Here is a 14,159-nt window from a genome sequence, read left to right as displayed (position 1 = left end):
CCAGCACCCGCCCCGGGCCCTGCGCCCAGCCTGAGCGAGAAGCCGACCAGGGACTACAGCGCCGAAGGGGCCTGCGTGACGCAGAAATGAGGCGTCTGCGTACCCGCATGGTCGACGCAGTGTTACTACATTGGCGGCATAACGGAGGGAGGTCGGTCGTGGCCCTGAAGCGACGCCGGCTCTGTCAACGCCGCAAGGCGCTCGGGTACAGCCAGGAACGTCTGGCCGACCTTCTCGGTGTAGAGCGATCTACTGTGGTGCGCTGGGAGAACGCGGAGACTGATCCGCAGCCGTGGCATCGAACCCGCATTGCCTCCGCGTTGGGGGTTACGCTCGAACAGCTCGACGACATGCTCGTCGACGTGTCAGTGGCAGCTCATCGAGGGCAGGCTGTGAAGGACATGGAGCGTGAACCCGTATCCCCCGCCATGCCTGACCTCTTGGCCGGCCTCCGGAACTATCTGACCAGCTATCTCATTGACACCCCACCCCCGCCGTCTCTCGTCGAGGTCCGGCGCGCTGTGGGCAGGGTGCACAACCTTTACCAGCGGGCGAGCTACACCTCGGCGGCCCGCTTGATCCCGGAAGTCCTGACCCAGGCGACAGCCCTGAGCAGCAACGCCTCAGGCATTCACCGCAGCAGCGCCTTTCGACTGCTCGGTGCCGCCTACATCGCTGCATCGAAGCTCGCAGTAAAGGTGGGAGATGGTGATGTAGCCCTGTTGACTGCTGACCGGGCGTCCACCGCCGCCCGCCTCAGCGACGACCAGGTGGGACTGCCCCGGGTTTGGTTGACTCGCGGGGTTGAGTGGTTCAGGTCGGGTGTGTGGGCTGGTTGATTGTCTCAAACTCGATCGGGGTGAGGCGTCCGAGGCGTTGTTGCCGTCGTCGGCGGTGGTAGGTCCGTTCGATCCAGGTCACGATTGCCAGGCGTAGGTCGTGGCGGGTGGTCCAGCGTTGCCGGTCTAGGACGTTGCGTTGTAGCAGGGCGAAGAACGATTCCATCGCGGCGTTGTCGCCGCAGGCGCCGACGCGGCCCATCGAGCCGACCAATCCGTTGTGGTGCAATGCCTTCACGAATTTCCTGGACCGGAATTGGCTGCCCCTGTCCGAGTGGACCACGGTGCCGGACGGATCGCGTAGTCGGACCGCGTTGGACAGCGCCGCGACGGCCAGAGAGGCTTTCATCCGGGTGTCGATGGAGTAGCCGACGATCCGGCCGGAGTACACGTCCTTGATCGCGCACAGGTAGAGCTTGCCCTCGGCGGTCAGGTGTTCGGTGATGTCGGTCAGCCACAGCCGGTTCGGGGCGTCGGCGGTGAACCGGCGGTGCACCAGGTCGTCGTGCACCGGCGGCCCGGCCCGCCGCGTGAGCCCCTTGCGCTTGGCGAACACTGACCAGATGCGCTGCTGTGAGCACAGCCGGGCGACCCGGTTCGGGCCGGCGGTGATGCCGTGGGCGGGCAGTTCGTCGGCGATGAACCGGTACCCGAACGCCGGATCATCGTGGTGGATGTCCAGGGCGACGTTGATCAGATGGGCGTCATCGACGTCACGCCGCGACACCGGCTCGGCGCGCCACGCGTAGTAGGCCTGCTTACTGAACCCCAACACCCGGCAGGTCACCGCGACGGGGATCCCGTCCGCGGCCAGGTCACCGACCAGCGGGTACATCATTTTGGGGAGATATCCCGAGCGAAGAACGCCGCCGCCCGCCGCAAGATCTCGTTCTCCTGCTCCAGGAGCTTGTTACGCCGACGCAGCTCTCGCAGCTCCGCCGACTCGCTGCTGGTGGTCCCGGGACGGACACCGTCCTCGATGTCGGCGAGCTTGAGCCAGCGGTGCAGACAGCCCTCGGAGATCCCGAAGTCCTTCGCGATCTGCCGCAACGGCGCCTCGCCCTTACGCGCGACCGCGACCACGTCACGACGGAACTCCGGCGGAAACGCTCTCGGCATGACAGACATCCTTCCAGCGAGGAACGCATCCTCACAGGTCAGGAGTCAACCAAACCGGGTGCAGTCCCGGCGCTGGCCGCTGTTGCGGCCTATCAGGCGGCATGCGGGCTCATGCGACTTCCTGCCAGAGCGGAAGCGGCCGAACGGATCGTGCGGACCAGCGTCGAAGCTCTGACTTCGGCTGGTCCAGTTTCCGATCCTGACCTGATCTCGGCTCACGGGGCACTGCTGCTCTTGGCTGCCATCATTGCTGCTGGGCAAGGGAACGCGAAGAGAGCGAGCCAATTGCTGGAGCGCGCCAATGGGCTGGCGACGACACTGGGCTCTGACCGGAACCGGTTGTGGACAGGCTTCGGGCCGACGAACGTCGTCATCCACTCGGTGTCGGCGGCCGTCCGAGCAGGCAACGCGAACCAGGCCATGGAGATCGGGACGAGACTCGACACGTCACGCTTGCCCACAGTGCTGGTCGGCCGGAGAGCCCAAGTAGACGTCGACCTGGCCGCAGCCGCGTTGATGTCGTCCACTGACAGGTCAGTTGCCGTGCTGCACCTCCTCGAAGCGGAGCGGGTAGCTGCCGAGATGGTGCACGCGAACGTGCAAGCCCGCACGCTACTGCTCGACCTGTTGGCGAAGGAGCGCCGGGCTGCGACGCCAGGGCTGCGACCACTCGCGGAGCGTGCCGGACTGCTGGCATGACCCCACCACGAGTGCTCGCCCTGGTCGTCTGCGCGGCACCTCCCGCGCTGCGGATCGGTGAGCTGATCGACCTGCTGCAGGAGGACGGCTGGACCGTTTGCGTCACCGCTACGCCGACCGCTGCGACCTGGATCGACCGGGAGGCGCTTGCAGCGCAGACCGGCTACCCGGTGCGGACGGAATGGCGAAAGCCCGGCGAGCCGGAGCCACATCCGCCAGCTACGGCTGTAGCGGTCGCACCGGCTACCTTCAACGTGATCAACAAGTGGGCTCAAGGGATCAACGACACCCTCGCGCTCGGCATTCTCAATGAAGCGCTCGGTGCCGGAGTTCCGCTTCACGCATTTCCCCACGTAAAGCCTGAGTTGGCCACCCACCCGATCTACGACCGGCACCTTCAGCTACTCCGTGATGCAGGCGTCGCAGCGGCACCCCTCAACGTCGAGTCGGGTTGGGGAACAGTTACCGAAATGCTCAATGCCCCGCTATAGAGCCTGTTTATGAACCGTGTGGCGGGGTCTGTGCTATGTGACTGGCGGTCGGCGTGGCGGGGCGTGCATAGAGACGGGCTCTTGGTAAGCAGACGGTTCCTACACCCTGCTGCCCCAAGAGCCCGCCTTGACATTGAACCCTGCCCCCTCCGCCGTCGGACAGCGACCCCGTGCCGTCTGCGCGTGTGGCTGCTCAACCCGCTCCCGCCGCTACCCGTCGGACACCACCGACGCCCAGTGGCAGATCCTCGAGCCCCTGCTCAGCCCGCCCGCCTGCGACCGTCCCGGCGGCGGACGTCCCGAAAAGCACCACCGCCGGGCGATCATCGACGCGATCTTCTACCTGGTCGACAACGGGATCAAATGGCGTGCCATGCCGGCGGACTTCCCGCCCTGGCGCACCGTCTACGGCTTCCTCGCCCGCTGGCACGACGACCTGACCGCGCTCACCCTCACCGACCGGCTACGCGAGGCGATCCGCCAGGCCGCCGGTCGCGCCCGCACCCCGACCGCCGGCTGCGTCGATGCCCAGTCGGTGCACGAGTGCGCCGAGGCCACCGTCAGCCGGGACACCAGCGGCTACGACCCCCACAAACGCGTCAACGGCCGTAAACGCCACATCACCGTGGACACCCTCGGACTCCTCATCGCCGTCCACGTCACCCCGGCCAACGTCCAGGACCGTGACGGCGCCCGCCCTGTCGTGCACCAAGCCGCCCTCCACGGCGTCCGACACATCTGGGCCGACAACGGCTACCACGGTGACCTGACCAGATGGGCCACCGACCTCGGAGTCCGCATCGACATCGTGCCCCGCCCGGCCGCGAAAGGCTTCCACGTCCTGCCCCGCCGCTGGGTCGTCGAACGCACCTTCGCCTGGCTCACCCGCCGACGCCGCTGCGCCCGCGACTACGAACGCCTACCCGAACACCACGAAACCATCACCTACTGGGCAGCCATCCTCCAAATGACCCGCCGCCACGCCCGTACCACAACCACCCCCACCTAGATCAGAAACAGGCTCTCTAGCCGGCCTGGCCCCCGCTGCGCACCTGGAACTCTTCGCGGGACTCATCGAGTCGCCTCCGACGATCGGTATGGAACAGGTTCGCTTTGCCAGTTCGCTCGTCAACGAACTGCGCCAGGCGGACGCCGCCGTGGGTGCCAACGAACTCTGTGACGTCGCCATCCAGGTGCACTCCCGCCTGTTGACCTGGGCAGCCAAGGCCAGGTACAGCCGGGAAGTGGGAGATGCCCTGCAAAGTGCGCTCGCCGATCTCGCCATCGAGGCTGCCTGGCTGTCCATCGACTCGGAGCGGCGAGCCACATCCCGGCCATATCTGAACGAGGCGATCACCCGAGCACGTATCGCCGACGATCCGCAGGTCGAGGTTCGCGCATTGACCCAGCTCGCGTACTCATGCGCGGGACGCAGCCAATCGAGTCGCTGCACTGTGCGGAGGCGGCGCTACGGGCGTCCGCCGGCTGGGCCACCCCGCGCCTACGCACTCTCCTACATCTCAGGCGGGCGCACACGTTCGCCGTATTGCGGGACGCAAGTGGCTACGAGCGCGCCATGGCAAAGGCCCGTCACGAGTTGGACCGCGGCCCGCACGAAGACGACCAGTGTCGGCGTACAGGCCCGAGTGCCCAGGTAGGTACGCCCCGGAGCGTACAGAGATCGACGCACCAGAAGGAGTCAACGACGTCTGTCGAGCAGGCCTCCATGTCGCACGGCAGGCCACCTCGCTGACTACACTCCGTTACTGCCAGGATCAGCCGCGCTCGCACCGGATCGCGGCATGTGCGTGCATCTGATCAAGCGTGGTCCCCGCGCAAGAGGCGGTGGCGTGTTCCTCGCCGAGGTCGCCGATGTTGAGCCGGTGCGGGCTGCGAGGATCGGCCGGTGGACGGCGATCTGATTGTGGCGGTGGCACGACTCCGGGATGCGTTCGTCCGGTACCCGGACAGGGCGGTGCTCGATGGCTGCCCGCATTGCCGGGGGCAGGTGCCGGTCGACGGTCATGACTTGTTCTCTTTGGCCATCAGCCTCGGCAATACGGTCGGCAGCTGTGACGACCTGAAGAGTCTGCTGCCCTTGCTGCTGGGGCGCTTGGCCACCTCCACGGAACTCGACCCAGCGATTGTGTTGGGCAAGCTGCGTCGCGGGCAGTGGCACACCTGGCCTGAAGCCGAGCAAGACGCGATTGACGGTTACCTGGATGCGGTGTGGCGGTCATTGCTGGCGACGTACCCGTCGCAGGTCGGGTCGTTCCTCGACCCGACCACCTTCCTCGACGCGGTCGTCGCCGGCGGTGAAAGCGTCAGGCGATTCCTCGGTATCTGGGACGTCACGCACAGCTCGGCGGCAGACCGCCACCTGGCCGACACTGTGAACGGACTCAACTTCGCGGACCGGAGGCCGGCCACGCTGGTCGCCTGGCTGCGCAGTGAGACGGTCCGCGACCGACTGTATCGGGCGTTCGAGCGTGACCACGCCATGTCGTGGGGTGACGACCTGGCGCGGGCCTACGATCTCGTCCGCTCGTAACGACACTCGGTCTGCGGCTAGATCAGTGCGTCCGGATGACTGCACGGCCATGTGCCCTGGCAAACTCAGCCGGGTGTTGACCACCATCACCCTCCGGAACGTCGGTACCGCCGCAATCGTCGTCGGACTGCTCATCGCCCTTTTGACTCTCGGCACAACCACCGACCGTCCATTTACGCTGGCCTGGCTACTCGTACTCGTCGGGACCGGCCTGCGGTTGGAGGCCGCCATCCGTGCCCCGATACGTCAGGCACGATAGTCCCGACCGCTGCCCTTCCCGGCAGTACAGCAGCCAGTACAGCAGCCCGGCTGTCGGCGTGGAGATCATCCATCTGCTGCGGGCGGGAGTGACCCGGCCGCACCTGGATCGGGCGGCCGGTGCCACCTTGCTGGCCATGGTGTACGACAGCGCCAGGGCACTGCACGGTGTGGTCACGACGTCGGTCGAGGAGCCGACGGTCGGCCGAAACCACTACCGGGTCGGTGTGCGACTGCGTGATGCCAAGCCGTTGAGCATCCTGTTCAACGCCGCGGTCTTCCTGGTCGCTGCGGCCGAACAGCAAGACCCCCACATGATCAACCCGGTGTTCGTTGACGTGCCCGGCGGGGACATCTACCGCCGCGCAGGGCTGCGGGTCGCCACCAGGGCCGAGCTTGATCAGCCGCCCCACGAGCGGCACCTGCATCTTCTGACCGAGCAAGAGCGCCGGGATGTCGCCTACCACCAGCCGAGCCGGCTCGGAGACCTGCTGTTCAACTGGTTCGACTGAGCCACTCCTCAGCACGCACCATCGGCGGCAGATCAGGGTGCCGGCGTGGTGACGGCCAGGGCAATCACGTTGTGGAGGACTATGCCGGTGGGCTGAGGCCGGGCCTTAGGGTCGCGCGTCTGCCCGCCGGCCCGACGTGCCGATAGGGTGTCGCCGTGAGGATCACCGTTCGCCAGGCGACGGAGCACGATCTGATGGCGTTGGGCACGTTGTACGCCGAGCTGCATCCGGAAGATCCGGCGCTGCCCCACGAGCAGGCGGTGGAGACTTGGCAGGAGATCGTCGGCCAGGCGGGGCGTACCGTGTTGATCGCCTTGCGCGAGGGATTGGCGGTCGGCACTGTTGATTGCATCGTCGTTCCGAATCTGACCCGTGGTGGGCGATCGTTCATGCTCGTGGAGAACGTTGTCGTCGCTCGCTCTGCCCGCCGCCAAGGGGTTGCGGGCCGTCTGTTCGATGCGCTGGTCGATCTGGCCCGTGCGTCCGGCTGCTACAAGGTGCAGCTGCTCTCCCGCGTTGACCGATCCGACGCCCACATGTTCTACGAGTCGCGCGGCCTACGTTCTGTTGCCCAGGGCTACCGGCTTTACCTGGACTGAACGCGAGTCAGCCAGCCAGTCCACTGACGCTACGTGGATACCATCGGCCAGCGCTCGATGTCGCCTTCAGTTGCGAGCGCTTCGCGGCTACTTGTTTCATTGACCTACGACCGTGGCCCGGCCAGGCTTCGGTCGAGGCGCCCGGGTTGTCGCTCTCATTGCGGCTGCCCACGCTGGTCGTGTGGCTCTCATCTGGCCTGCGCGGCCCGGGCGTCGCCTCAGGGCGGGGAGAGGCTCAAGAGGGGTTTGCTCGGCTCGAAGTAGCGTTGCCCTCCCGGCTCGACAACCCAGGTGGATCGAGCATCGGAGGACACGTTGACTGTCACACCAGGCCGTGTGGTCATCGGGATGGACCCGCACAAACGCTCCGCAACGATCGAGGTCATGGCCGGCGACGAGACCATCGTCGGGGGCGGCCGGTTCGACACCGACCGCGACGGCTACACGGCGATGAGAACCTACGCCAGCCGGTGGCGGCACCGGGTCTGGGCGGTCGAGGGCTGCCAGGGCATCGGCCGGCACATCGCCACCCGGCTCCTGACCGACGGCGAACAGGTCGTCGACGTTCCGCCGAAGCTGTCCGCCCGGGCGCGGGTCTTTGCCACCGGACAGGGCCGCAAGACCGATGCCACCGACGCCCACTCCATCGCGCTGGTCGGCACCCGCATGGCCGGGCTGCGTCCGGTGGTCAACGATGAACAACTCGCCCTGCTACGAATCCTGGTCGACCGACGCCGTTCCCTCGGTGTCGACCACACCCGGATGGTCTCCCAGTTGCACCAACTGCTCCTCGAACTGATTCCCGGCGGGGCGAAGAAGAGCCTGTCTGCCGCCCAGGCCAAAGCACTGCTGGCCACGGTCAGACCCCGCGATGCGGTCGGCAAAGCCCGACGCCGAGTCGCCGCGGAGCTGATCGCTGACCTCGAACGGATCTACCGACGCTCCAAGGACGCCGACAAGGAACTCAAGGAACTGGTGGGGTCCACCGGCACCACAGTGATGGACCTGTACGGCATCGGACCCTCCGGCGCCGCCCGGCTGCTGGTCGAGGTCGGCGACATCACCCGGTTCCCGAACCGGGCCCACTTCGCCTCCTGGAACGGCACCGCCCCCATCGACGCGTCCTCCGGCGAGCAGGTCCGACACCGGCTCTCCCGCGCCGGGAACCGGCAGATCAACCGGGTTCTGCACATCATGGCCACCGTCCAGCTCCGCAACCCTACCGAAGGACGCGCCTACTTCGACCGCAAGAAGGCCGCCGGCAAGACCTCGATGGAAGCAATGCGCGCGCTGAAACGGCGCCTGTCCGACATCGTCTACCGAGCCATGATCAACAACGCCACAGCGGCGATGGCGGCGGGCCCGGGAGGACAACAGGGAACGGCAACTGGCTCCAGCGCGACCGGCTTGCATCCCCCAGCCGGCTCTTCGGAGAGGTCACTTCCCGGACCCGCCGAGACCCAGGATAGAACTCTCCTCCCAGCGGTGTCTTGACACAGAGGGGAGCCAGAAGAGTGAACCTGGCCATGTTCTGGGCCGGGTCATCCGTGCTTCCGTGATCTATCGTGCTCATCGCCGAGCAAAGACGGGAGGGTGCGTGTCGATGGCTCGTACACAGCTGTACCTCGTCCGTCACGGCGAACAGGATCCTGCGTCCGCTCATGCCCCGGACGGAGGTCTTTCACAACTCGGTCGCGAGCAGGCGGACCGGCTGGGCCGACGGCTCCGTACAGTGCCGTTCTCGGCGATCCACCACAGCCCGTTGGCCCGGGCGGTCCAGACCGCCGACGTCGTCGCCGGCCATCTCCCGCAGGTGCCGAGACACGCGTGCGACCTCATGGCGGACCGCACTCCGGTGCCCTCCGCGGGACAGCGTGGCCGATATCCGGACAGGTGGCTTGCCTGGCTGGATGGCGTGCCCGACGACGAGCGCGACGAAGACGCGTCGGCCCTGCAGGCCGCTGTCGAACACCTCGGTGTCACCGGCGACGAGGACCGGCACGAGTTGCTGATCACGCACAACTTCGTGATCGGGTGGTTCGCCCGCCACATGCTTGAGGCCCCGGTGTGGCGCTGGATCGGCCTCAACCAGGCCAACTGCGGGATCACCATCGTGCAGTGGAATTCCGATCGGCCGCCGACCTTAATCAGCTTCAATGACACCGGGCACTTGTAGCTGTTCGGCATCCGCTACTCGGCAGATCCGCATGTCGAGGGAACGGCTGGGCTCAGCAACACCCGTCACGCGACGTCACCGACTCGGATCGCCGCCAGGTCGAGGGGCCAAGTCGCCGGACGCAGGCCAAGCTCGGCGCGGTGTGCACTTGCAGCCGTACCTACCTCTGCACTCGGACCTGTACGCCGACAACCAGGGCTTCGTTCACTTCGTGAACAACCAGGAGGTGCAGGGGATACGGGGACTCTCGTACCTGTGCTTGGGCCAGCCGGAGCGCGCGGCCGAGGCGTTCCGCGCTATCACCACAAATCCGTCGCCGGCACACCGGCGTAACCAGCTCCTTTATTCCGTCCATCTCATCGATGCGACCCAGCAGCAGGGCGACGTCAACCAGGCGGCCAGGATGGGGCTGAACGCATTACCGGCTGTGAGACAAATGCGTTCCCAGCGGGTGGCGAGACACTTGGCGAGCGTCAGGACGAGCCTCGGCCGATCGGACCGCCCCACAGCTGCTGTCCGACAGTTCACCCTCGCATACGACCAGCAGGGGAGACGTTGATCACCAACCTCGTGTTACGCGCCTATGACTCCGACGAAGCCGAACGGTTAGTCGATGAACTTGTGCAGCTCTATCTTGAGGTGCACTCCGACGAGGGTGAGTTCTACAGCGAGGACCGCTACCGCCGTCAGCTCGGCGCACACCGGGAACGCCCAGGGTGGGAACTCGTCACCGCCAGTGTTGACAGCGTGCTGGTCGGCTACATCTACGGCTTCCCGCTCCCGCCGCACACTCGATGGTGGGAGGGGCTCAGGGGTGACACACCCTCCGGGTTCACCGACGAGGACGGCCAGCGGACCTTCGCGATCAGCGAGTTGCTGGTGCGGGCCGACTGGCGACGCCAAGGTGTGGCGCGAACACTTCACGACCGGCTGCTCAGTGGCCGTACCGAGAAGCGTGCCACCCTGCTCGTCCGTCCCGACAATGCGATCGCCCGACGCGCCTACGACTCGTGGGGCTGGACGCAGCGGGCCCGACTGCGGCCCGGTTGGGAGAATGCGCCAGAGTTCATCGTGCTCACCACGGCGCTGCCTAGCGCAAACACGCAAGGGCTGAGGTGACCTCGTACCGCGACTTCTTACCGATCGCGGTCGAGGCTGCACGCCGCGCGGCAGACGCGATGCGGCAGCAGACGCCCGTAGTCCTCACCACCAAGGGCGATCGGGATGTCGCCTCGGAGCTGGACTACGCGATCGAACGGGATCTTCGCGCCTTCCTGGATAGCGCGACGCCCGGCATCGGCTTCCTCGGTGAGGAAGAAGGGTTGAGCGGGTCGCCAAGCAAGCGGTGGGTTCTCGACCCGATCGACGGCACGTCGAACTACGTGCGAGGTCTGCCGCTGTGCGCGGTGTCGCTCGCGCTCGTGCAGGAAATGAGGCCGTGGTCGGCGTCATCGAACACAGTTCATAGCCTGCGCGGTGGCGGCCGCTACCCGGGCCATGATCGCGGCGACCGCCACCTAGAGAGCCGGCACCCGCGCCTTGATGTGACGTAGCGCCTCACCATCGCTACGATTCTGAACGACCGACGCGAGACCAGGGTGGTTGTGATGACGGAGCAAAAGACAGGCATCCCCTCGGAAGAGCTGTTCGAGGGAGAGGCAACTGGCCTGGAGATCGAGGATGCCAGCGAGGGCGCGGTGTCGCACACCCCGTGGGACCCGAACAAGATCCGCGTCACGACCAAAACGTTCTCGCTCCGCAACGTACTGGACATGATCGACGAGAAGTCTCTGGAACTCGCACCCGACTTCCAACGCAACCGGGTATGGAAAGCGCGGCAAAAGTCGCGGCTAGTTGAGTCCATTTTGCTGCAGATCCCACTGCCCGCCTTCTATTTCGCTGAGGACGCCGATAGCATGATGCGCGTCGTCGACGGCCTACAGCGCCTCTCCACGATCAAAGATTTCGTCAGGGGCGAGGGCCAAGAGCGGTTCGCTCTAACCGACCTGGAATACCTACACGACGAACAGGGCAAGTTTTTCACTGAACTGCTACCGGCACTACAACGCCGGCTCCATAACACTCAGATCGTGGTTCATGTCATCGCGCCCACGACGTCACCCGAGGTCACATACAACATCTTTAAACGGATTAACACGGGGGGAACTCCGCTCAACGCCCAGGAGATCCGGCACTGCATGAGCCGAAGCCGAAGTCGCGACTTCCTGCGCCGCTGCGCGGAGACCGAAGAATTCGTCACCGCCACGCAAGGCAGCCTTCGTTCGAATGTCAGGATGGGCGACCGGGAGGTCGTGCTGCGGTTTTGTGCCTTCCGCCTACTCAGCGTCGCCGACTATAAAAAGACGGACAGCATTGACTCGTTCCTTTTGAAAGCGACCCGCCAGATAGACGATCCCCGCCAAGCGAGCAACGTCCAGTTGGCCGAACTGGAAACCAGCTTTCGACGCGCCATGCGTAATGCCCAAATCGTGTTCAGTGAGCATGCTTTCCGAAAGTGGGAGTGGGACCAGAAGGGTCGCAACCCAATCAACCGTGCACTATTTGAAAGCTGGTCCGTTGCCCTCGCGGACCTAACCGAGTCCGACGTGACATCGCGAGCCGAGGCGATCCGTAGCGCAGCCCGAGATCTAATGACCAATGACACGTACTACTTCAGCGCTATCACGACGGCCACCGGCGACCCCCGGAAGGTCGAGTACCGGATGCAAAAGACCATCGAGGCGGCGCGGGCCAAGTGATCACCTCCGTAGCGATTAACAATTTCAAGCGTTTCCGATCGGCAGAACTCGAACTTCGTTCGATGACTGTCCTGACCGGCGCGAACGGGGCAGGGAAGAGCACTTTTATCCAAAGCCTCCTTCTAGCTCGTTATGCAGCGGTTTACCACGATCGACACGTCGTACCGCTGAACGGTCCGTACGGGTTGGCACTCGGCGAGGCGAACGAGGTGCTTCACCCGGGTGCACTTTCACAACAGATTAGAATCCGCCTAAGAGGCGGAATGTCTGAGTACCTCTACCTCTTGGGGGTCCCCATCGGCCGATCCCTAAACCTCACGGTCGAGCAGCGACCGGAGATCGTTCCCGAGATGTTCCGCGAGCAGGGGCAACGCTTCGCCTACCTCAATGCAGAGCGTCTTGGACCGAGGGATCAACTTCAAGTCACAGCAGAGGATTCAAAATGGCTGGGGGTAGGCGAGCAGGGTCAGTACACAGCCCAGGTTCTGGCCGCGATGGGGTCCTCGGTCATCCGAGAACCTCTGCGGCATCCCAAGAAGACCATTGAACATGGGGTGACGACCCTGCAGACGCAGGTCGAGGACTGGATTGAGGATATTATCCGTCCGATCCGCGTTGACGCCCAGTGGCCAGCGGGCTTAAGTGCAAGCATTATTCGCTTCTCGGAGCAGGGCTGGCTGGGGGAGCCGATTCGCCCAGCCAACATGGGCTTTGGTTTCTCTTATGCGTTACCAATCGTGGTCGCAGGTCTCCTCATGCCCTCTAGCGGAATGTTGATCGTAGAGAATCCCGAGGCGCACCTACATCCGGCCGGTCAATCTAGGCTCGGGCGATTCCTGGCCCGAGTCGCCGGCAGCGGAACCCAGGTCATCGTCGAGACGCACAGTGATCACATGATCAACGGCATCCGGCTCGGTGTAGCTGCAGATAAATCACTTGGAAACGAAGACACTCTGATCCATTTTTTCGAAGAAGCGGCTGGCGACGGAAATCCCATTCAGGTGGAACTCTCGGCACGGGGAGAGCTGACTTCCTGGCCTGAAGGATTCTTCGACCAGATCGAGGAAGACTTGGGGAGGCTTGCTCGTGCAAAACGCAGTCATTGACGATCGGATCACACTTGACGAGACCAGCTTCGATTTTCGGGACATCTCGGCGAATGATCTAGAGCACCATCTCGACACCCTGAACGACACTATATCCGCGTTACGAGACCGCGACCTAACCGTACGTATGCATCCCTGGATCTGGGACAGCATCGAATGCCTCGATGGTGTGCTCCTACACGATTTCCTCTACCAGTCCGGAATGGTGACCATCAGCCGCGACACGATACGCCGACTGGGTTTACTTCTTGATAGATGCACCACATGGAGCGAGGATACGGCGGGCTTCCTACAAGCCGTTGAAGTTAGCTCGAGCGTTGCCCCACACGACAAGCGCGCAAGGATCGAACTGTCATTCTCTCTTGGCATCGCACTTTCCGCCGAACGCCAGATGGCATGCCTAGTTTTCGGCGGAACGCCCCGAAGTGGCTTCTGGACTATTTCCGACGGCAACCGAGCCGCCGACGCATACTTCTTCAGCACTGAACAGGAACTGCGCGGCTTTTGGCGTTCTCTTTACCACCGCGAGAAGCTCGACGAGCAGGATTTCTTTGACCTCGCGGAGCATGCCTTTCCAGAATTAGTCTTCCATCCAGCGCTCAACTTCGGCCGCTTCGATGGCAGCTACCTCGACGTGCGAGACCGAGTGGTGCGGATCCTTGGGGTGCTGAACGACCACTTCACGGCGGCCCTGCAACAGCAGTCCGGGTTACCCAAGGACGTCGCAGCCATGCTAGGCGCGCATGGCGTCAATCTTTCACCTGAGAGCCCGAAGACCCGCAGCAGTGACAGATTGATGGCACAGCGCATGGTGTCACTGGACGGTGAATCATACGTGTGCGAATGGCATGCGAAGTTAGAGCCACACCGCAATCGAATCCATTTCAGCTTGCCAAGCAGCCAGCTGGGCGGTCGGATCCTGATCGGACTCTTCGTCGAGCACCTCGACACTTAGCGGCCCGAGGCGTCGAGGGAAGTTGCTCTCCCGCCCGTCTATCGAATGGCGTCGCAGGACCAGGGACCACCAGCAGTATGTGTGGCGGATCCTCA

At 64.5% G+C, this 14,159-nt stretch carries 15 protein-coding genes and 1 pseudogene; 15 read left to right on the top strand and 1 reads right to left on the bottom strand.

What is annotated here, in order from left to right:
- The first annotated feature begins 158 nt into the window (after positions 1–158).
- Complete coding sequence (locus ABT008_RS03435; RefSeq protein ID WP_350693288.1) at positions 159–839, top strand: helix-turn-helix transcriptional regulator; 681 nt, start codon at positions 159–161, stop codon at positions 837–839.
- Here ABT008_RS03435 and ABT008_RS03430 read toward each other — a convergent pair.
- Positions 814–1,958 (bottom strand): IS3 family transposase gene (locus tag ABT008_RS03430; RefSeq protein WP_350693287.1). Its coding sequence is split into 2 segments (ribosomal slippage): positions 814–1,685 and positions 1,685–1,958, totalling 1,146 coding nucleotides; the frame shifts between segments, so codons are not numbered across the junction. The two genes, ABT008_RS03435 and ABT008_RS03430, sit on opposite strands and share 26 nt — an antisense overlap.
- Before the next feature lie 111 nt (positions 1,959–2,069).
- On the opposite strand from ABT008_RS03430, the gene ABT008_RS03425 reads away from it, so the two are divergent.
- The 14 genes and pseudogenes from ABT008_RS03425 to ABT008_RS03360 all read left to right on the top strand — a co-directional run bounded on the left by ABT008_RS03425 (position 2,070) and on the right by ABT008_RS03360 (position 14,064).
- Entirely contained in the window at positions 2,070–2,657 is a 588-nt protein-coding gene (locus ABT008_RS03425; protein WP_350693285.1) for a hypothetical protein, read from the top strand.
- A gap of 11 nt (positions 2,658–2,668) precedes the next feature.
- A complete protein-coding gene (locus tag ABT008_RS03420) occupies positions 2,669–3,148 on the top strand; it encodes a flavoprotein (RefSeq protein ID WP_350693283.1) in 480 nt (159 codons plus the stop codon).
- A 127-nt stretch (positions 3,149–3,275) separates the two neighbouring features.
- On the top strand, positions 3,276–4,157 hold the full coding sequence (locus tag ABT008_RS03415) for an IS5 family transposase (protein WP_350693282.1): 882 nt from the start codon (positions 3,276–3,278) through the stop codon (positions 4,155–4,157).
- Positions 4,158–5,054: 897 nt separating this feature from the next.
- Positions 5,055–5,699: a hypothetical protein gene (locus tag ABT008_RS03410; protein WP_350693280.1), complete on the top strand. Its 645-nt coding sequence runs from the start codon at positions 5,055–5,057 to the stop codon at positions 5,697–5,699.
- Positions 5,700–6,016: 317 nt separating this feature from the next.
- Positions 6,017–6,469, top strand: a complete 453-nt coding sequence (locus ABT008_RS03405; RefSeq protein ID WP_350693279.1) for a hypothetical protein — start codon at positions 6,017–6,019, stop codon at positions 6,467–6,469.
- Between the two features lie 155 nt (positions 6,470–6,624).
- Positions 6,625–7,068 carry a GNAT family N-acetyltransferase gene (locus tag ABT008_RS03400; protein WP_350693277.1) on the top strand — a complete coding sequence of 148 codons (444 nt, stop codon included), beginning with the start codon at positions 6,625–6,627 and terminating at the stop codon, positions 7,066–7,068.
- A gap of 348 nt (positions 7,069–7,416) precedes the next feature.
- Positions 7,417–8,562, top strand: coding sequence for an IS110 family RNA-guided transposase (locus tag ABT008_RS03395; RefSeq protein WP_502890333.1), 1,146 nt, complete (start codon positions 7,417–7,419; stop codon positions 8,560–8,562).
- Positions 8,563–8,671: 109 nt separating this feature from the next.
- Positions 8,672–9,244, top strand: a complete 573-nt coding sequence (locus tag ABT008_RS03390) for a histidine phosphatase family protein (RefSeq protein ID WP_350693273.1) — start codon at positions 8,672–8,674, stop codon at positions 9,242–9,244.
- A 555-nt stretch (positions 9,245–9,799) separates the two neighbouring features.
- The gene (locus ABT008_RS03385) at positions 9,800–10,363 is read left to right on the top strand and encodes a GNAT family N-acetyltransferase (RefSeq protein WP_350693271.1); all 564 of its coding nucleotides are present in this window, start codon (positions 9,800–9,802) and stop codon (positions 10,361–10,363) included.
- On the top strand, positions 10,360–10,797 hold the full coding sequence (locus tag ABT008_RS03380) for an inositol monophosphatase family protein (RefSeq protein WP_350693270.1): 438 nt from the start codon (positions 10,360–10,362) through the stop codon (positions 10,795–10,797). The genes ABT008_RS03385 and ABT008_RS03380 overlap by 4 nt, the downstream gene beginning before the upstream one ends.
- Positions 10,798–10,851: 54 nt before the next feature.
- Entirely contained in the window at positions 10,852–12,003 is a 1,152-nt protein-coding gene (locus tag ABT008_RS03375; RefSeq protein ID WP_350693268.1) for a GmrSD restriction endonuclease domain-containing protein, read from the top strand.
- Positions 12,000–12,125, top strand: a pseudogene (locus tag ABT008_RS03370) (AAA family ATPase); the annotation flags it as partial. The gene ABT008_RS03375 and the pseudogene ABT008_RS03370, both read left to right, overlap by 4 nt.
- Positions 12,126–12,266: 141 nt before the next feature.
- The gene (locus ABT008_RS03365; RefSeq protein ID WP_350694042.1) at positions 12,267–13,109 is read left to right on the top strand and encodes an AAA family ATPase; all 843 of its coding nucleotides are present in this window, start codon (positions 12,267–12,269) and stop codon (positions 13,107–13,109) included.
- Positions 13,090–14,064: a hypothetical protein gene (locus ABT008_RS03360; protein ID WP_350693267.1), complete on the top strand. Its 975-nt coding sequence runs from the start codon at positions 13,090–13,092 to the stop codon at positions 14,062–14,064. The genes ABT008_RS03365 and ABT008_RS03360 overlap by 20 nt, the downstream gene beginning before the upstream one ends.
- Positions 14,065–14,159: the final 95 nt, after the last annotated feature.

The organism is Micromonospora sp. NPDC002389 (assembly GCF_040296095.1).
Classification (GTDB): Bacteria; Actinomycetota; Actinomycetes; order Mycobacteriales; family Micromonosporaceae; genus Micromonospora.
The sequence above is the reverse complement of the archived record's forward strand: the minus strand, read 5'-3'. Positions and strand labels throughout refer to the sequence as shown.

Excerpts from the sequence above, each read along its gene's own strand:
- ABT008_RS03425 (WP_350693285.1), top strand. The coding sequence starts at position 2,070 with ATGCGACTTCCTGCCAGAGCGGAAGCGGCCGAACGGATCGTGCGGACC.
- ABT008_RS03395 (WP_502890333.1), top strand. The coding sequence starts at position 7,417 with ATGGACCCGCACAAACGCTCCGCAACGATCGAGGTCATGGCCGGCGAC.
- ABT008_RS03390 (WP_350693273.1), top strand. The coding sequence starts at position 8,672 with ATGGCTCGTACACAGCTGTACCTCGTCCGTCACGGCGAACAGGATCCT.
- ABT008_RS03365 (WP_350694042.1), top strand. The coding sequence starts at position 12,267 with ATGTCTGAGTACCTCTACCTCTTGGGGGTCCCCATCGGCCGATCCCTA.
- ABT008_RS03375 (WP_350693268.1), top strand. The coding sequence starts at position 10,852 with ATGACGGAGCAAAAGACAGGCATCCCCTCGGAAGAGCTGTTCGAGGGA.